Below are 16436 nucleotides of genomic sequence, written 5' to 3'. Positions count from 1 at the left end.
GTGCATGTCCCCGCCCGGTCCTCAGTGCGGTAGCAGCGAGATCGCGGCGCTGGCCACGGTGCTGACGGGCAGGGCCTTGAGGTCCGGCGAGCGGATTACCGCCACATGGCCGCGCGGGCCGCACAGTTCGGGATCGGAGGCGTCGGAGAACAGGGCGATGGTCGGGGCGCCGGCGGCGGCCAGCAGGTGGGTGGGGCCGGTGTCGTTGCCGATCGCCAGGGCCGCCTTGGCGCCCAGCACGGCCAGTTGGGCGAAGTCGGTGCGGCCGGTCAGGTCGCGGGCCTGGCCGACCGCCTTTTGGATCTGGCGGGCCATGGCGCTTTCCTGCGGGCCGCCGATGATGACGATATCCAGCCCCCGCGCCTTCAGCAGCGCCGCGAGCTGCGCATAGCTCTCGACCGGCCAGCGCTTCTCGGGCCGATGGGCCGAGCCGCCCGGCACCAGTAGCACATAGGGCTTGGCCGCCGTCGCGCCAGCCACTGGGCCGCGGGGCTCCTTGGTGCGGCGCAGAATCCAGGTCAGGTCCGGCGGCGGGGCGCTGCCGGGCTCGGTGGGGGCGTCGGGCCAGATGCCAGCTTGCTTCAGCTGGTCGGCCTGCCGCTCCAGGGTGTGCATGTGGTCGCGGGCCTTGCCGCGCTGGGGCAGGGCGCAGCCCGTGGCGATGCCCGACCACTGTGGCGGAAAAGGCCGCAGGGCCTGAAAGTACCAGTTGCTGCGGCTGTTGGTCTGCAGGTCATAGACCCTGTCGTAGCGCGCCTTGCGCATCCGGCCGAGCATGGCTGTCAGGTCGCCGAAATCGCCGGGCCGCCCGTCGGTCTCGATGGTGTTGAAATAGGGCGACAGCCTGGCCAGGGCTTCGAAGGGCGGGGTGGTGAGCAAGGTGATCTTGGCGCGCGGATGGGCCTCGCGAATCTTCTTCATCGCCGCCAGGGCCAGTACGAAATCGCCGAGGGCGCCCAGCTTGATGACCAGGACCTTCTTGACTTCCTTGCTCAACTCTTCGTCTCCAGAACGCGCGCGTAGACCTTGAGCGTTGCTTCGACCATCGCGTCAACAGAATACAATTTACGGGCGCGGGCCCGGGCCGCCATGCCCATGATCTGACGTCGCGCCGCGCCCGCCTCGCAAGCGTTGGACAGGGCCTCGGCCCAGGCTTCCGGGTCGCCCGGCTTGACCAGCCAGCCGGTGTCGCCGTTCAGCACGGTCTCGCGCGCCGCCCCATGATCGGCGGCCATCACCGGCTTGCCCATCACCTGCGGCTCGACCGCCGTGCGGCCGAAGGCCTCGGGCTCCAGCGAGGGCGCGATGGCCAGGTCGGCGACCAGATAGGCGGCCGGCATGTCGTCACAATGGCCGCACAGCTTGACGCTGTCCTGCAGGCCCGCCTGGGCGATCATGTGTTCCAGCTCGGCCCGATAGGCCTTGCGGCCCTGGTCGTCGCCGACCAGCAGCAGCAGGATGCGCAGCTCGCCGACGGCCTTGAGCTTGGCCAGGGCTTCGATGGCCAGGGCCTGGCCCTTCCAGCGGGTCAGCCGGCCGGCCAGCACCACCTTCAGGCGGCGATCCTCGGACGATACGCCCCAGGCCTTGCGCAGCGCGTCGACCCGCTCGGCCGAGACCAGGCCGGGCTCAAACCGGGTCAGGTCGACGCCGCGCGGGATCGCCACCACCTTGTCGGGCAAAATGCCGTGCTCGGCGATGACGTGGGCGCGGGTATATTCGGAATTGGCGATCACCAGGTCGCCCTTGGTCATCACCGCGTTGTACCAGCGCTTGAGGCTGGACTTGGCGTTGTAGACTCCGTGATAGGTCGCGATGAACGGCACCTTCGTCGCGTAGGCCGCCCACAGGGCGCTGAAGGCCGGAGCGCGCGAGCGGGCGTGGACCAGGCTGACCTTTTCACGGCGGATCAGGTCGACCAAGCGGGCGGCGTTGCCCAGCATGATCAGCGGGTTCTTGGTCTGGGCCGGCATCTGGGCCAGGCGACCACCATCGGCCTCAAGGCGCGCGGCCATCCGTCCGCCCTTGGTGGCGACCAACGCCTTGCCGCCCTGGGCGATCACGCCGTGGGCCACGTCGATCGTCGTCTGCTCGGCGCCGCCCGTTTCAAGCTCGGGGGTCACTTGCAGAAGCGTGAAATCATCGGGGAGAATGGACACGCGTTGCTCTGGCGAGGGTTACGGGGTCGTAGTTATCGAAATGAACAAGGCCGCGCCATGACCGATTCCGTTGAATACCACGCCCGAGACGACAATTTCAGGTTGGCCTATCACAAGGTTATCGGCGATGGCCCGACCGTGGTCTGGTTGGGCGGCTTCCACTCGGACATGACGGGGACCAAGGCGCAGGTTCTGGCTGACCAGGCCCAGGCCACCGGCGGCGGCTTCGTACGCTTCGACTATTTCGGCCACGGCGCATCGGACGGCGATTTCGCCGAGGGCACCATCAGCCGCTGGCGCGAGGACGCCCTGTCAGTGATCGACGACCTGACGACGGGCCCGCTGGTGCTGGTGGGCTCGTCGATGGGCGGCTGGATCGCGTGTCTGGCGGCCATCGCCCGGCCCGAGCGTGTCAAGGCCATGGTGCTGATCGCCCCGGCTCCGGACTTCACCGAAAAGCTGATGGAACCCGAACTTTCCGCCGAGGCCAAGACGGCCATCGCCCGCGACGGCTTCTGGACCCGGCCTTCCGACTACGAGGACGGCGGCTATCCGATAACCCGCGAACTCCTGGAAGACGGCGCGCGCTGGTCGATCCTGCAAGGCGCCGTGCCGATCGACGTCCCCGTGCGCGTTTTGCAAGGCGGTGCCGATCCGGATGTGCCCTGGACCCACGCCCTGGAACTGGCCAACAGCCTGACCTCAAGCGACGTGGTCTTCACCCTGATCAAGGACGGCGATCATCGGCTGTCGCGGCCCCAGGACCTGGAGCGGCTGGTGGCGGCCGTGGCCGAGGCGCGGTCACGGATCGCGACGGAAGGCGAAGGCGACCTGGTCTCCCGCCGCCTCGCCCGAGCCGCCCGCATCCGCGGTGCGCCGAACCTGGAGGCCCTGGCGCCGGCGCCGTGGGCGAGCGCCGAGGAGGAGTAGGGCGACCCTAGCCCCCGCCCGCCAAAATCGCCGCCAGCCCCTCTCGATAGGTCGGATATCTCGGCCGCCAGCCCAGCTCGGCCTTGGCCAGGGCGTTCGAGACGCGCTTGTTCTCGGCGTAGAAGCGGCGGGTGGCGGGCGACAGGCCCAGTTCGTTGAACGGCAGGTCCGGCGGCACGGCCACGCCCAGCAGGCCGGCGGCGTGTTCCATGACATCCTGCGGCGGGGCCGGTTCGTCGTCGCACAGATTATAGACGCCGCCCGCCCTGGGCCGGTCCAGCGAGGCCAGCAGGCCGGTGACGATGTCGTCCAGATGGATGCGGCTGAACACCTGGCCAGCCTTGACTATACGCCGGCCCTCGCCGGCCCGCAGGCGGTCCAGCGCGCTGCGGCCAGGGCCGTAGATGCCGGGCAGCCGGAAGGTGGTCACGGTCAGGCCCATGCCGCGCCCCACCTCCTGCCAGTCGCGCTCGGCGCCGACCCGGCGGGCGCCCTCGACCGACTGGGCCTTCAGCGGGCTGCTTTCGAACACCCAGCGGCCCTCGAAGTCGCCATAGACCCCGGTGGTCGACAGATAGCCGATCCAGTCGGGAAAGGCCTGGGCCGCGGCCAGGGCGGGGATCACCGCCTCCAGGCCGGGGCAGCCCTCGGCCGTGGGGGGAGCGGTAATCAGCACGGCGTTGACGCCGGTCAGGGCGGCGGTCATCGCGGCGCGGTCGTTGGCGTCGATGGTCTCGATCCCAAGGGCGCGCAGCGACACGGCGCGGTCAGCGCCCCGCGTCGTCCCGACGACGCTCCAGCCCTTCGCGACCAGGGCCTTGCAGAAGGCCAGGCCGACATAACCCAATCCGAACACGAACAGACGCAAACGCTAAGTTCCTGAAAATGAGGGGGCGAATGAACGGGCAAAACGAGCCTCGGCGCAACCCCAGTTGCTCCCCCTTTGGGGCCTCTGTGGGGGAGGTGTCGGCGCAGCCGACGGAGCGGGGAGTGATTGGACGCGGGCCACGAACAAGATCGACGACCCCAATACTCCCCCCACCGGCCTTCGGCCGCCTGCCCCAAAGGGGGAGGAGTTTGCAATGTCCACCATCATGCGCCGCAACCCTCCCTCAGACCGCTTGCCAACCGCGGGGCGCTCTGCCATAAGCCGCCTCCTCGTCGCGGGGCGCTGTTTCAGCCCTCGCCGATGCGGGCGTAGCTCAGTGGTAGAGCACAACCTTGCCAAGGTTGGGGTCGAGAGTTCGAATCTCTTCGCCCGCTCCATTCTCCGGTTTTCGGAGCGTGGAACGAGACCCAGAAGATCCCGGATGCGGGCGTAGCTCAGTGGTAGAGCACAACCTTGCCAAGGTTGGGGTCGAGAGTTCGAATCTCTTCGCCCGCTCCAATTTCCTCCCCAGAATTTGAAGCGTGACGCATCCGGTGGGCCTTGGGTGCGCTGCGGAACCCACTGTGAAGCTAGCCGTTTATAAACGGCGTTCACCTGCGTCGGGCCGGTGAAGGTGTAGGAACGGCACATGACTCGAATGAACCTTGGACGCGCTCGCCTGGCCTCTATGACGGTTGCTGCGGCGGCGCTTATGCTGGCTGGCCAGGCGCACGCCCAGGCAAGAGCCAAGATCCAGGAGACCGCAGCCGAGCGCCAGATCCAGCCGGAGGATCCGAGCAGGGATCCGGGCAAGGTCCCCGCCAAGGTGGTGCAGAAGAAACCCGCCGACGAGACCAACGAAAGCTGGAAAGACGGCGCGCGCAAGAAGACCCTGGAGATCGGCACCCAGCCGGCTCGCGACGTCGGCGTGATGAAGCGCGACGTACCGCCGATCCTGGCCAAGGCCGCCAGCGACCCTTACAACATCAAGGGCCTGAAAACCTGCAAGGCGCTGGCCGCCGAGATCGCCAGCCTGAACGGCGAACTCGGCCCCGACTACAACGTCGGCAACGAGTACAAGGAAAACCGCGTCGGCCGTCTGGCCGAGGCGGGCGGCAAGACCGTGGTCAACGCCATCATCCCCTTCCGCGGCCTGGTGCGCGAGGTCTCGGGCGCCGCCCCCGCCGAGCGCCGCATGAACGCCGCCCTCGACGCCGGCTTCGCCCGTCGCGGCTTCCTGCGCGGCGTCCACGCCAAGCAAGGCTGCAAGACGACGTTCTAGCCGTTTGGGCGGCGCCGCGATTCCTGCTCTAACCGCGAGGCTTTAGCGGGGAACTTCCAATGTTCAAGTGCGTCCTTGTAGGTCTGGCCTTGACCCTCGCCCTGAATGGCGCGGCGGCCGCCGCGACGCCCAGCGCCGCCGACCGGCTGGATCAGGCCGTCAAGGCCTATGAGGCCGCCGGAGCGGGCGAGGACGACGGGGAGGGCGGGGCCGACGAGGCTTCGCGCTTCAAGTTTCCGCCAGTAGGACCGGCCGCCGACGCCACGCGTAAGGCTCAGCTGACGGCCGCCCGCCAGGCCCTGGACGGCGTCGACCTGGCCGGCCTGACCCCCGACCAGCGCCTGACCCACGCCATCCTCAAATGGAGTCTCGACGAGCGGCTGGAGGGCCTGTCGTTCGACGAGGCGCGGATGCCGTTCAACACCGACGGCGGCTTCGACGTGACCCTGCTGTACCGCGCCAACGGCATGCACCTGAAGAGCGAGGCCGAGGCGCGCCAGTGGATCGGCCTGCTGGCCGCCACGCCCGACTGGTACGCGGCCAATATCACCAACGCCCGGCGCGGGATCAGCACGGGCTTTGTCCAAGCCGTCCCGACCGCGCGGGCCGTGCTGGACCGCGCCCGCCGAACGGCCGCCACGCCGCTGGTCGACGAGCCGCTGCTGGCCCCGCTGCGCGACCTGCCCGCGTCCATCCCCGCCGATCGCCGAGCCGCCCTGCTGGCCGAGGGGTCCGAGGTGCTGGCCGACAAGGTGGCGCCGGCCCGCGCGGGATTCGTGACCTTCCTGGAGACCGAATATCTGCCGTACGCCGCCAAGAGCCTGGCCGCCACCGACCTGCCCGACGGCGCGCGCTACTATGCCTTCCTGGTGCGCCGCCATACCACCACGACCATGACGCCCGACGAGGTCCACGCCCTGGGCCTGTCGGAGGTGGCGCGCATCCGGGGCCGTATGCAGACGGTGATGCGGCAGGCGGGCTTCACGGGCGACCTGCCCGCCTTCATCGCCTTTCTGCGCAAGGACCCGCGCTTCTACGCCACCAGCCGCCAGCAGCTACTGGAAAAGGCCAGCGAGATCGCCAAGCGGGCCGACGACCAGCTTCCGGCCCATTTCGGGACCCTGCCACGCCTGACCTATGGCGTGCGCCCCGTGCCGGCCAGCATCGAGCAGGGCTACACCACCGGCCGCTATTTCGGCGGCGACCCCAAGACCGGCCGGGCCGGCGGCCTGATGATCAACACCTCGGCGCTCGACCAGCGCGGCCTCTATGAGTTGCCAGCCCTGGTGCTGCACGAGGGCGCGCCAGGCCATCACATCCAGACCTCGCTGGCCCAGGAACAGACCGGCGTCCCGGACTTTCGCAAGACCGTCTATTTCAACGCCTATGGCGAGGGCTGGGGCCTTTACTCGGAATGGCTCGGCGAGGAGATGGGGCTCTATCGCGACCCCTATGAACTGTTTGGCCGGCTGTCCTACGAGATGTGGCGGGCCTGCCGGCTGGTGGCCGACACGGGCCTCCACGCCAAGCACTGGACGGTCGACCAGGCCAAGGTCTGTTTCGTCGAAAACACCGCCCTGTCGCCGGTCAATATCGACGTCGAGGTGGCCCGCTACATCTCCTGGCCGGGCCAGGCCCTGGCCTACAAGGTGGGCGAGTTGAAGATCCTCGAACTGCGCCACCGCGCCGAGGCCGCGCTGGGGGACAAGTTCGACGAGCGGGCCTTCCATGACGCGGTGCTGCTCAACGGCTCGCTGCCGCTGGCGGTGCTGGAGGCCAAGGTGGACGCGTGGATTCTGGAGCGGAAGAAGGGCTAGTGCCCGCCGTCCAGTCGGTTGATGTCGGATAATCTCGAAACCGCCAGCCGGTGTCAGGCGAGTCGACCAAGACAGCAGCCTTGCGCGGGACGCAGCGATTGATCGACGCCCCCATGTTGATCGCCAGGCCCGATAGCGGACGAACCTCCACCCCGTCCGGATGAGTATAGGCCAGGGCGCCGCCGTCGGCCTGACCCGCGGGCAAGAAGGCCGGGTCGATCAGGGTGTCGAACGCCGCTTCTCCCGGACGGGGTCGTTGGCCCGGCAACATCGACGCCGGTCTGTCCTCGCCGATCGCGCAGACCTGAAACCAGTCGCCCGTTTCGAGGCGAGCCAGATCAATCGGCTGATGTCGCGCCAAGGCTGTAGTGAAGGCGGCGTCGAAGGCGCGGTCGGCGTCTGACATCGCCACCTCGTCGCAACTCGCCAGCAGGCCGGCCGCGCAGACCATGACGATCGCTCGGGCGCCAAGGGTCAAGGCTTCACCGATCGTGCGAATGACGTTCATCGAGCGCGGCCCTTCAGGTTGGCTGACCTAAGGCGATAGACTTGCAGAATTGATGCAGGGCCAATGCATGGTCGAGCTGTCGCCGGAGGGCGAGGGTCTGCATCGGATGAGTTATGCCGGCGACACCTTCAACACCGCCGTCTACCTGGCCCGGCTGGGCGACTTGGTCGCCTACTGCACGGCGCTTTGGCCAAGACGACCCCTTCAGCGAGGGCGCCCTTGCGGCCATGCGGCGCGAGGGGCTGGACACCCGGCTGGTGCGCGAGGCCGAGAACCGCCTGCCGGGCCTTTACGTCATCGTGTTGGACGACAACGGCGAGCGGAAGTTCCACTAGTGGCGCGAGCGGGCCCCAATCCGCGACCTGTTCTCGCAGCATACCGCCGACCAGCTGATCGCCGCGGCCAAGGCCAGCGACCTGGTCTATCTGTCCGACGTCACCCTGGCGGTGATCGGCGACATCGGTCGGGCGCGGCTGAAGGATATTCTGGCCTATGTCCACTCGCTGGGCGTGGCGGCGGCCCTCGACTTCAACTACCGGCCCGCCTTGTGGGCCACTTCAGAGGCGGCTCGCGAGGCGCTCGATGGCGTCGTACCGTCCTGCCGCTACATCTCGCTGAGCAGCGAGGACAGCCGCCCGCCCTATGGCCGCGAGGCCGAGGACCTGGCCGCCGAATGGGCCGCCACTGGCGCCGAGGTGGTGGCGCGCGACGAGAGCCACGCGATTAATGTCCACACCCCCGAAGGCCGCATCGCCACGCCCGCGCAGCAGCGGGTCAAGGCGCTGGACACCACCGGGGCGGGCGACAGTTTCAACGCCGCCTACCTGCACTCGCGCCTGGCCGGACTGGCCATCGAATCGGCGGTGATTCGCGGCCATGAGCTGGCCGCGGCGGTCGTCGGCTGCAAGGGCGCGATCCTTCCGAAAGCGTCGATGCCCGTTTGGACGCGGGGATAGAGGGGCTCCCATCTGAGTACAATCAAAGGTTTATATTCCTACTAGACGCGCGTAATAGGAAAGTTATCCTCTACCCCGGAATATCGGCCTAGGCTGATGGTCAGACGGCGTCATTGGGGCGTCGACCACTGGGGGTGGTACATGATTGCTCAAGCGCTCGAAGACCTGTGGGCGATCACGCCCGACCCGCGTCGCGACCGATTGGCCGCGGCCTTCGTCACCCATACCGTGGCCCTGGCCACCGGGGTGTCGCCGTCCGAGATCGCCTCGGTCGGCCGCACCAGCAAGGCGGCGGCCCGCGCGCGGCAGATCGCCATCTATCTGGCCCACGTCAATTTCAACTGGCCGCTGCTGCGCGTGGCCCTGGCCTTCAACCGCGACCGCACCACCTGCGGCCACGCTTGCCACCGCATCGAAGACATGCGCGAGAACGCCGCCTTTGACGCCCAGATGAACGCCTTGGACGCCTGCGTGAAACAGGCGCCCGACACCATCCCCGACCTCACCTGTCACCAGGGCGCGCGGCGATGAGCGGTGTCTTCGAGCGTGAACTGGAGGCCGAGCGCCTGGCCGCCCGGGCGGCGCGGCTGCTGCAGCGGCCCGGCGCGCTGCTGGAGGTGAAGGGCCTGGGCTATGCCGTACGCTTCGGACCGCGCCAGCGGGCGATGCTGGCCATGGACGAGGCCGCCTTTCGGGCTCTGGCGCGTGAGTGGGGCCTGATTGTCCGGCGCGAGGGCGGTTGGCGGTTGGCCCCGCTCCAGGGCCCGGCCTTGCCGCCCCCCGGCCGTCCTGGTGTCATCGAGGGTGAGCGGGTGGTGATCGAGGGCAGCAGCGCCCACGTGGTGTTGAAGGCCAATCTGGGCGAGTCCCCCTTGGCCTGGCTGGCCCGACGCGGCGGCATCGAGCCCGTCGAGATGGCGGCGGGCGAGCGGCTGCGCGAGGACTTCCAAAAAGCCGGCACGCTGGGCCGTCTGACCATGAACTGGGACGCCCAGCCACGTTCCGCAGGTGGCGGCCAACGCCTTGAGCCGGCGTTGCGGGCGCGGGCGGCCAAGGACCGGATCGCTGCGGCCCTGGCGGCGGTGGGTCCGGGACTGCGGGAGATGCTGGAGCGGGTGTGCCTGGCCGAGACCGCGCTTCAGGCGGCGGAACGTGAGTTGGGCCTGCCCAGGCGGTCGGGCAAGACGATCCTGAAATTGGCGCTGCAGCGACTGGCGAGCCACTACCGGATGGCGTGATTAGCGCGGGCGAAAGGGGGACAAACGCTCAACCTCCTGCCCGTGCCGACAGGGCAGAGGGCGTGGGATGAGTGTGTGTCCCCCGACTAGACGCTAGAGCATTTTTCGAGCGGAAGTGGTTCCGGTTCGCCTGAAGAAAAGTGCGTTAAAACAGAAGATTAGAGCTCACGGCCTGACGCAGCCAGGTCGGGAAATGCCCTAGTGCTGCAGCGACTTCTTGAGGTCGCGCATCTGGTCGTGGCCGGACTTGACCGAGGTCCAGGCCTTTTCGATGGCGGCTCGGGTCTGGGTGTCAACGTCGGTGTCGGCCAGGGCTTTTTCGAACTTGTGCTTGATGTGGTCCTCGCCGGCCTCGACCTCGTTGACCACGGCTTCGTCGCCCTTGGTCAGGCTCTCCTTCAGGTTGACGAAGGCGCGGTGGGCGGCGGCCAGGATGGTGCCGTCGTCCTTGGCTTCGCCGCCCAGGCGGCGGACTTCGTTCTGCAGGTCGGAGGCCACCGAGCGACGCTCCTGGGCGCGCTGGGTGAACAGGTCCTTGAAGCGGGCGCCGTCGGCGTCCTTGGCGGCTTCTTCATAGCCGTCGGCGCTGTCTATGGTGGTTTCCACCAGGCCGTTGACGAGCTTGATGTGGTCTTCGTTGGTATGGGCCATGAGAGGCTCTCCTTGGAATGGTGACCAGCCTAACGCGGGGCTCGGCCGAAAGGTTCGAAGCGGCGGCTTAGACGGCCTTCTTGCCGAGGAAGCTCCAGGCGGTGGCCGCTGCGGCGATAGCCGGGGCCCGGGTGCGGCGGTTGATCAGCAGGGCGCCGACCGCGACGGCGCCGACCACGGCCAAGGCCACGGGCACCTTGTAGCCAGCCAGGGTGATCTTGCCTTGGGCGTCCGGCGTCAGGGCGTAATCGACCGGCGGGGCCGGCGCGTTGGGGTCGGTCGAGAAGGCCGGGGCGGCCTTCGAGCCGAACAGGCCGGAGAGCTTGTCGCTAAGGCTGGAAAAGAGGCCCGACGAGGCGGCGGGCTTTCCGTAGGAGGCGTCATAGGCGGCCATGGGGAGGCTCCGTCAAAAAGGGTGAGCCTCGATAACGCGGACGACGCGGCGATGATCCCGACCGTTCAGTCCGTTTCACGCGGCGGCATCACCGCCCCCACATGGGCGATGCCCAGCTGCCGCGCCCGGGCCGCCTGGCGGTGGCGTTCGGCGTAGCGGGCCTTGGCGTCTTCGTCGCGTTCGTCGTGGCAAGCGGGGCAGGCGACGCCTTCGACATAAAGCGGTGACGCGCGATCCTCCGGCCCCAGCGGCCGTCGGCAGCCCCGGCACAGGCCGTGCGTGCCGGGCGTCAGCCCATGGCCGACCGCCACCCGCTCGTCGAACACGAAACATTCGCCGCGCCACAGGCTCTCGTCGGCGGGCGTGGTCTCCAGATAGTTGAGGATACCGCCCTTCAGGTGGAAGACCTCCGGCACGCCCTCGCTCTTCAGGAAGGCCGTGGACTTCTCGCAGCGGATGCCTCCGGTGCAGAACATCGCCACCTTGGGCGGCGGCGCGGTCGGATCCCAGGTCTCGCGGAAGGCGCGGAACCAGGCGGGGAAGTCGCTGAAGCTGGAGGTTCGGGGATCGATCGCGCCCTCGAACGTGCCGATGGCGGCCTCATAGGCGTTGCGCGTGTCGATCACCACCACGTCTTCCTGGGCGATCAGGGCGTTCCAGTCGGCGGGCTCGACATAGGCGCCGGTCTGATTGGCGGGGTCCAGCTCTCCCGCCCCAAGGGTGACGATCTCGCGCTTGATCCGCACCTTCATGCGGTGGAAGGGCATGGCGTCCGCGTCGGCGAACTTTAGCTCAAGCGTGCCGCAACCGGGCAAGCCGCGGATGTGGCCCAGCACCTGGTCGATCGCTTCCGGCGGGCCGGCGATGGTGCCGTTGATCCCTTCGCGAGCCAGCAACAGGGTCCCCTTTATGCCCAGGCCGCAGCACAGGGCGGCCAGCGGTCCCTGGATCGCGGCCGGGTCCTCGAAGGTGGTGAAACGATAGAGGGCGGCGACGCGGAAGCTCATCGGCTGGCCATAGGCCGTGACGCCTTTCTTCTCAAGCGTGACAGGTTCTCAAGCGTGACTGGAACTAATGTTCAGGTAGCGCGGTTTAGCCGTCATGAGCATCCTGATCATCATCGTCGTCGCCCTCGTTCTGCTTGGCCTAGCGCTCTATGCGGTCCAACGCAGCCCCATTCCCTCGCCGGTCAACTGGCTGCTGCAGCTGGTGCTGATCGTCATCGCGATCTGGTTCATTGGAACCCGGGCGGGCTTCTTCTAAATCTCGACCGATGCGGTCGGCAGGATTCAGCTCAGCGCCCCGGCGTCGCGCTGAATCCGCGCCACCATCGACTTGAGGCCGTTGGACCGCTGCGAAGACAACGCCTCCGACAAGCCGAGCCGCGCCATGGCGGCCGCCGCGTCGAACGCCACGATGTCCTTGGCGGGTTGGCCCGAATAGAGCCGCAGCACGATCGCGATCAAGCCGCTGACGATGTGCGCGTCGCTGTCCCCGCGAAACACCACCGTGCCATCGGCCTGGGGCTGGGTGACCAGCCACACCTGGCTGGCGCAACCGCGCACCTTGTTGGCCTCGGAATGCTCGGCCTCGCTGAGCGGAGCCAGGTCCTTGCCCAACTCGATCACATAGCGATAGCGTTCTTCCCAGTCGCCAAGGACTTCGAATTCGTCGGCGAGTTCGCCGAGGGCGGCGTCGATCGGGCGTTGCATGGCGCGGGACTTAGTGCGCCGCCGCCCAAAGGGGAAGCCCGTTTACAGCCGTCCGCGCCCCGTTGCGGTCCGGGCTTGAACTTCCGGCAGGGTGACGATCGCCGTGAAGCCTTGGCCGGGCGCTGATTTCAGCCGCAGTCCGCCGTCCATGGCCCGGGTCAGCAGATCGACGATCGGCAGCCCCAGGCCAGCGCCTTCGGAACACCGCGTCAGCGTGCTGCCACCTTGCTCGAAAGGCCGGACGAGGCGGTTTAGATCGGCGGGATCCACGCCTTCGCCGTGGTCGCGGATCTCGATCTCCACCATCGCCTCTTCGATCCGTCGCGCCTCGATGACGATCAGCCCGCCCTGCGGCGAGTGAATGATGGCGTTCTGCAAAAGATTGCACAGGATGGTGCGCAGGCCTCGGCCGTCGGCGCGCAGGCTGGGCAGGACGCCGACCTCCGGCGCGACGATGCTGACGCCCTTGGCCGCAGCTTCCGCCCGCAATTGCAGGACCACGTCCTCGACCGCCTCGTCCAGGTCCTCGGACCCCAGGTCCAGGTCGGTGACATGGCCTTCCAGCCGAGCGATCTCGACGATCTGATTGACCAGCTTGAGCAGCTTCAGGCCGCTCTCATGCACCAGGGTGGCGTATTCCTTGTATTGGGGCGCCCCCAGGGGGCCGTAGAGTTCGCAGGACAGGATTTCGGAGAAGCCGATCACGGCGTTCAGCGGGGTCCGGAGTTCGTGGCTGACCATGCGCAGGAATGAGCGCTTCTGGTCGTCGAGAGCCTGTTTTCGACGCGCGCGCGCCGCCGCGCGACGGAATGTCGCGGTCTGAGACATCGGTCCCATGTCGGCGCCTACGCTCTCGCGAGGCGGTTCGGCATGGGGCGACGCATCGGTGATGGCCGGTGGCGGCATCAGGAACTCCCGGACCTTCTGTCCGTAACGCGAGCGACCACCTTTGAACCAAGGCGCTTACGAATCCGTTTCCGTCCACAGGAAGCTCGGGCGCTAACGATCGCGCGTCGATTGTGCGGCCTTGGGGCAGCGCCCGGTCCGCGTTAAGCTTTGACGACCAGAAACAGCGAAGAGGGATTCTCGCGGCCTTGGCCATTGACGGCGCCCAGATCCCGAACGGCCGGCCCCTGTCTGCGACGGGTGGCTTTGGCGCGGCCTATCTGTGGCGGCTGGGTTGGCTGGCGGCGGTGTTTCTGGCGGCGGGCGCGGCGGCCTTCACCGACGCCACCAGCCTGTACGTCTGGCTCGCCCTGGCGGCCGGAGGAGTTCCGGCCCTGGCGGCCCTGGCCGTCGGCGAGCGGCGGGACGAGCGCCTGCAATCCCTGATCCTGGTGCTGTGGGCCACCTGCGGCGCGGGCGCGGCGATCGTCACGGGCGGCGTTTCGGGCGCGATGAGCGCCTGGATCCTGGCGCCGGTGGCGGCCGCCTCGACCCTGTCGTCCCCCAGACGCTTGGCCGAAGGCGCCAGCCTGGCCTTGATTGGCGGCGCGGTGGCGGCCCTGACCCAGCTTTCCGGCCTGGCGCCCGCCGCGCCAGAAGGGCCGCTGGCCTTCATTCTCGGCTTCCTGTCCGTGGCCACGGTGGGGGTGGGCCTGGCGTCCGGCCTGATTCTCACCCATCGCGTCGCCCGAGAACGCGACAGCCGCCATCTCGTTGAACTCAACACGCTGCAGACCCTGGTCGATGGCGCGCCGCAGCTGCTGCTGGTGGTCAACAGCATCGGCCGGATCAAGACCCTGCGCGGCGTGGCGCCGCGCGGCGTCGGCTCGGTCAATCTGGTCAATGAAGGCCTGGTCACGGTCGCCAGCGCCGGGGATCGCCAAAAGGTCAGCGCCGCCCTGGCCGCCGCGCTCGAGGCCGGCGAGGCCAGCGTCTCGTTCGCGCCCCTTCTGGATCCGGCCCGCACGGTCAGCCTGGAATTGCGCCTGGTTTCTCCCGCCTTGCTGGTCGGGGTCATGCGCGACGCCACCGTCGAGCGCGCCCGCGAGACCGCCTTGCAGCAAGCCCGCGCCGAGGCCGAGAGCCTGGCCGCCGGCCGCGCCCGCTTCCTGGCGAACATGAGCCACGAGCTGCGCACCCCGCTCAACGCCATCATGGGCTTTTCCGACATCATGCGGGCCCGGATGTTCGGCCCGCTGACCGATCGCTACGGCGAATATGCCGAGCTGATCCATGAGAGCGGCCGCCACCTGCTGGACCTGATCAATGACGTGCTCGACATGTCGAAGATCGAGGCCGAGCGGTTCGAGCTGACGCGTGGCGAATTCGACGCCCGCGAGGCGGTAACGGCGGCCATGCGGCTGATGCGCGTCCAGGCCGACGCGGCTGGCGTGCAGCTGCGCGGCGTGCTGCCGCCGGGCGAGCTGGAGGTCGACGCCGACCGTCGGGCGCTGAAGCAGATCGTGCTGAACCTGGTGTCCAACGCCCTGAAGTTCACCCCGCGCGGCGGCCAGGTGACGGTCACCGCCGACGGCCATGACGGTGAGTTCGAGCTGGTGGTCGCCGACACCGGCGTTGGCATCAGTCCCGAAGACCTGGAACGCCTGGGCCGGCCCTATGAACAGGCCGGCGGTGTCGACCAGCGGGCCATGGGCACGGGCCTTGGCCTGTCGCTGGTGCGCGCCTTCGCCAAGCTGCATGGCGGCGAGATGCATGTGGAAAGCCGGATGGGCGCGGGCACCAGCGTCTCGGTGCGCATGCCGGTGCTGCTGCACGCGTCACGGCCGATGCCGGCGACCCTGGAGCCGATGGCCGAGCCCGAAGCCGAGCCTGAACTAGGCCCCAACGTCGTGAAGTTCGCACCGCCGCGGTAGGCGGCTCACACACTTGCCCCCACCTGACCGCTTCGCGGTCTGTCCGCCCCCATGGGCGCGGAGCCTTGAGCTCTTCCCCCTCTGGAGGAAGACGATCGCGAAGCGATCCGTAGAGGGCAAGTGTTCGCCGCCGGAGCGCCTACCGCAAGAACGCCCGCCCCGCCGCGAAATCGCCAACCTCCACATAGGCCCGCCGCACCACGTCCTGTCCCGCGCGGCCGGTGAACACGAATTCCAGCGTCGCGGCTTCGCGCGGGTCCAGCCGGCTCATGGCGTCGATGGCGTCGCGGGGAAAGCGGAATGACAAGCCCGTCTTCGCGCCGGCCGGCAGCAGGGTGACGGGCGCGCTGTCGCGGGTCTCGGCGCCGAACACCCGGCTGGCGTTGCGGGGAGCGGCGTTGGCGGCGAGCCCCTTGGCGTTGCGGGCGTTCAGATAGGGGCCCTGGGTGCGCAGCGTGTCGCGCAGCACCAGGCGGGCGGTGTAGGGCTGGGCGGCGTCGGCGAAAACAACCACTGCCCGCATCTGGTTGGCGCGACCCTCCAGGCCGAACACCAGTCGATCGGCGCCAAAGCCGGCCGGCTGCGACAGCCGCCAGATCGGAATGGTCGCCGAGACCGAGCGGTCGGCTTGCCAGGTGGCGCGGTCGCCCGGATAGGTCATCCGCAACATGGTCGAATAGCCGTCGAAGGCCTTGCGCACGCGGTCGGCGGCGGTTGTCAGGTCGCGGGAATTGCAGGGCGCGGCGCCGGCCTTGGATTGGGCGCGGGCCTCCAGCGCCGTGACCTGGGCCTCGCTGGCCCCCGAGCGCAGGGTCGCGCCCCGCGCCTGGGCCCGGGCGGCGTCCAGGGCGGAACCCACGCCGGGCTTGAACAGCCGGCAGCGGGCGTCGGCCGAGGTCATCAGCGTGCGTTCATAGAGCTGGTCGGCGGCGGTGGCGGCCTGGACGGCGGTCGCCGCGCCGAGCGCGGCGATGGCGACGAAAATCCCTGGCCACCGCGCCGTCAAACCCTCAAGGGTCTTGGTCTTCGACGTCATGGTCTCGTATTCTGCGAGAGCGGTTTCAGCAGGCAGCCTTAGGGCGCCGAGGTTGCGGTTCGGTTA

At 68.6% G+C, this 16436-nt stretch carries 17 protein-coding genes, 2 tRNA genes and 1 pseudogene; 10 read left to right on the top strand and 10 right to left on the bottom strand.

Annotated elements, in window-relative coordinates:
* Window positions 1-21: 21 nt before the first annotated feature.
* Window positions 22-996 (bottom strand): glycosyltransferase family 9 protein, encoded by a 975-nt coding sequence (locus tag ACP694_RS12980; protein ID WP_426012976.1) that lies wholly within the window; start codon window positions 994-996, stop codon window positions 22-24.
* A complete protein-coding gene (locus tag ACP694_RS12975) occupies window positions 993-2159 on the bottom strand; it encodes a glycosyltransferase family 4 protein (protein ID WP_426012975.1) in 1167 nt (388 codons plus the stop codon). Before ACP694_RS12975 ends, ACP694_RS12980 begins: the two co-directional genes overlap by 4 nt.
* 57 nt (window positions 2160-2216) lie before the next feature.
* Between ACP694_RS12975 and ACP694_RS12970 the strand changes: the two genes are divergently transcribed.
* Window positions 2217-3089, top strand: a complete 873-nt coding sequence (locus tag ACP694_RS12970; protein ID WP_426012974.1) for an alpha/beta fold hydrolase — start codon at window positions 2217-2219, stop codon at window positions 3087-3089.
* 7 nt (window positions 3090-3096) lie between these two features.
* Here ACP694_RS12970 and ACP694_RS12965 read toward each other — a convergent pair whose 3' ends face one another.
* Complete coding sequence (locus tag ACP694_RS12965) at window positions 3097-3957, bottom strand: SDR family oxidoreductase (RefSeq protein ID WP_426012972.1); 861 nt, start codon at window positions 3955-3957, stop codon at window positions 3097-3099.
* A gap of 323 nt (window positions 3958-4280) precedes the next feature.
* Between ACP694_RS12965 and ACP694_RS12960 the strand changes: the two genes are divergently transcribed.
* The 4 genes from ACP694_RS12960 to ACP694_RS12945 all read left to right on the top strand — a co-directional run bounded on the left by ACP694_RS12960 (window position 4281) and on the right by ACP694_RS12945 (window position 7056).
* Window positions 4281-4355: transfer RNA gene (locus ACP694_RS12960), tRNA-Gly, on the top strand.
* Window positions 4356-4401: 46 nt separating this feature from the next.
* Window positions 4402-4476: transfer RNA gene (locus ACP694_RS12955), tRNA-Gly, on the top strand.
* 130 nt (window positions 4477-4606) lie between these two features.
* The gene (locus ACP694_RS12950) at window positions 4607-5239 is read left to right on the top strand and encodes a hypothetical protein (protein WP_426012969.1); all 633 of its coding nucleotides are present in this window, start codon (window positions 4607-4609) and stop codon (window positions 5237-5239) included.
* 59 nt (window positions 5240-5298) lie between these two features.
* Window positions 5299-7056, top strand: coding sequence for a DUF885 domain-containing protein (locus tag ACP694_RS12945; protein ID WP_426012968.1), 1758 nt, complete (start codon window positions 5299-5301; stop codon window positions 7054-7056).
* Here ACP694_RS12945 and ACP694_RS12940 read toward each other — a convergent pair.
* Complete coding sequence (locus tag ACP694_RS12940; protein ID WP_426012967.1) at window positions 6983-7564, bottom strand: hypothetical protein; 582 nt, start codon at window positions 7562-7564, stop codon at window positions 6983-6985. The genes ACP694_RS12945 and ACP694_RS12940 overlap by 74 nt on opposite strands.
* A 52-nt stretch (window positions 7565-7616) precedes the next feature.
* Here ACP694_RS12940 and ACP694_RS12935 point away from each other — a divergent pair.
* From ACP694_RS12935 to ACP694_RS12925, 3 genes and pseudogenes are all read left to right on the top strand, one after another.
* Window positions 7617-8520 (top strand): annotated as a pseudogene (locus tag ACP694_RS12935) (sugar kinase).
* Window positions 8521-8661: 141 nt separating this feature from the next.
* A complete protein-coding gene (locus ACP694_RS12930) occupies window positions 8662-9051 on the top strand; it encodes a helix-turn-helix domain-containing protein (RefSeq protein WP_426012965.1) in 390 nt (129 codons plus the stop codon).
* On the top strand, window positions 9048-9758 hold the full coding sequence (locus ACP694_RS12925) for a DUF6456 domain-containing protein (RefSeq protein WP_426012964.1): 711 nt from the start codon (window positions 9048-9050) through the stop codon (window positions 9756-9758). The genes ACP694_RS12930 and ACP694_RS12925 overlap by 4 nt, the downstream gene beginning before the upstream one ends.
* A 198-nt stretch (window positions 9759-9956) precedes the next feature.
* Here ACP694_RS12925 and ACP694_RS12920 read toward each other — a convergent pair whose 3' ends face one another.
* The 3 genes from ACP694_RS12920 to ACP694_RS12910 all read right to left on the bottom strand — a co-directional run bounded on the left by ACP694_RS12920 (window position 9957) and on the right by ACP694_RS12910 (window position 11810).
* A complete protein-coding gene (locus ACP694_RS12920) occupies window positions 9957-10409 on the bottom strand; it encodes a PA2169 family four-helix-bundle protein (RefSeq protein WP_426012962.1) in 453 nt (150 codons plus the stop codon).
* A 67-nt stretch (window positions 10410-10476) separates the two neighbouring features.
* The gene (locus tag ACP694_RS12915; protein ID WP_426012960.1) at window positions 10477-10803 is read right to left on the bottom strand and encodes a hypothetical protein; all 327 of its coding nucleotides are present in this window, start codon (window positions 10801-10803) and stop codon (window positions 10477-10479) included.
* Between the two features lie 65 nt (window positions 10804-10868).
* On the bottom strand, window positions 10869-11810 hold the full coding sequence (locus tag ACP694_RS12910; RefSeq protein WP_426012958.1) for a rhodanese-related sulfurtransferase: 942 nt from the start codon (window positions 11808-11810) through the stop codon (window positions 10869-10871).
* A 94-nt stretch (window positions 11811-11904) separates the two neighbouring features.
* Between ACP694_RS12910 and ACP694_RS12905 the strand changes: the two genes are divergently transcribed.
* Entirely contained in the window at window positions 11905-12066 is a 162-nt protein-coding gene (locus tag ACP694_RS12905) for a hypothetical protein (RefSeq protein ID WP_426012956.1), read from the top strand.
* Window positions 12067-12092: 26 nt separating this feature from the next.
* Here ACP694_RS12905 and ACP694_RS12900 read toward each other — a convergent pair whose 3' ends face one another.
* Both ACP694_RS12900 and ACP694_RS12895 read right to left on the bottom strand, forming a co-directional pair.
* On the bottom strand, window positions 12093-12515 hold the full coding sequence (locus ACP694_RS12900; protein WP_426012954.1) for a SufE family protein: 423 nt from the start codon (window positions 12513-12515) through the stop codon (window positions 12093-12095).
* A 42-nt stretch (window positions 12516-12557) separates the two neighbouring features.
* Window positions 12558-13421 (bottom strand): sensor histidine kinase, encoded by an 864-nt coding sequence (locus ACP694_RS12895; RefSeq protein WP_426012953.1) that lies wholly within the window; start codon window positions 13419-13421, stop codon window positions 12558-12560.
* 188 nt (window positions 13422-13609) lie between these two features.
* Here ACP694_RS12895 and ACP694_RS12890 point away from each other — a divergent pair, with 188 nt between their 5' ends.
* Window positions 13610-15334, top strand: a complete 1725-nt coding sequence (locus ACP694_RS12890) for a sensor histidine kinase (protein ID WP_426012951.1) — start codon at window positions 13610-13612, stop codon at window positions 15332-15334.
* A gap of 139 nt (window positions 15335-15473) precedes the next feature.
* Here ACP694_RS12890 and ACP694_RS12885 read toward each other — a convergent pair whose 3' ends face one another.
* A complete protein-coding gene (locus tag ACP694_RS12885; RefSeq protein WP_426012949.1) occupies window positions 15474-16370 on the bottom strand; it encodes a hypothetical protein in 897 nt (298 codons plus the stop codon).
* Between the last annotated feature and the right edge of the window lie 66 nt (window positions 16371-16436).

Source organism: Caulobacter sp. DWR2-3-1b2, assembly GCF_049896345.1.
Taxonomy (GTDB): Bacteria; Pseudomonadota; Alphaproteobacteria; order Caulobacterales; family Caulobacteraceae; genus Caulobacter.
The sequence above is the reverse complement of the archived record's forward strand: the minus strand, read 5'-3'. Positions and strand labels throughout refer to the sequence as shown.

Excerpts from the sequence above, each read along its gene's own strand:
- ACP694_RS12970 (WP_426012974.1), top strand. The coding sequence starts at position 2,217 with ATGACCGATTCCGTTGAATACCACGCCCGAGACGACAATTTCAGGTTG.
- ACP694_RS12950 (WP_426012969.1), top strand. The coding sequence starts at position 4,607 with ATGACTCGAATGAACCTTGGACGCGCTCGCCTGGCCTCTATGACGGTT.
- ACP694_RS12945 (WP_426012968.1), top strand. The coding sequence starts at position 5,299 with ATGTTCAAGTGCGTCCTTGTAGGTCTGGCCTTGACCCTCGCCCTGAAT.
- ACP694_RS12940 (WP_426012967.1), bottom strand. The coding sequence starts at position 7,564 with ATGAACGTCATTCGCACGATCGGTGAAGCCTTGACCCTTGGCGCCCGA.
- ACP694_RS12930 (WP_426012965.1), top strand. The coding sequence starts at position 8,662 with ATGATTGCTCAAGCGCTCGAAGACCTGTGGGCGATCACGCCCGACCCG.
- ACP694_RS12925 (WP_426012964.1), top strand. The coding sequence starts at position 9,048 with ATGAGCGGTGTCTTCGAGCGTGAACTGGAGGCCGAGCGCCTGGCCGCC.
- ACP694_RS12920 (WP_426012962.1), bottom strand. The coding sequence starts at position 10,409 with ATGGCCCATACCAACGAAGACCACATCAAGCTCGTCAACGGCCTGGTG.
- ACP694_RS12915 (WP_426012960.1), bottom strand. The coding sequence starts at position 10,803 with ATGGCCGCCTATGACGCCTCCTACGGAAAGCCCGCCGCCTCGTCGGGC.
- ACP694_RS12910 (WP_426012958.1), bottom strand. The coding sequence starts at position 11,810 with ATGAGCTTCCGCGTCGCCGCCCTCTATCGTTTCACCACCTTCGAGGAC.
- ACP694_RS12905 (WP_426012956.1), top strand. The coding sequence starts at position 11,905 with ATGAGCATCCTGATCATCATCGTCGTCGCCCTCGTTCTGCTTGGCCTA.
- ACP694_RS12900 (WP_426012954.1), bottom strand. The coding sequence starts at position 12,515 with ATGCAACGCCCGATCGACGCCGCCCTCGGCGAACTCGCCGACGAATTC.
- ACP694_RS12895 (WP_426012953.1), bottom strand. The coding sequence starts at position 13,421 with ATGCCGCCACCGGCCATCACCGATGCGTCGCCCCATGCCGAACCGCCT.
- ACP694_RS12885 (WP_426012949.1), bottom strand. The coding sequence starts at position 16,370 with ATGACGTCGAAGACCAAGACCCTTGAGGGTTTGACGGCGCGGTGGCCA.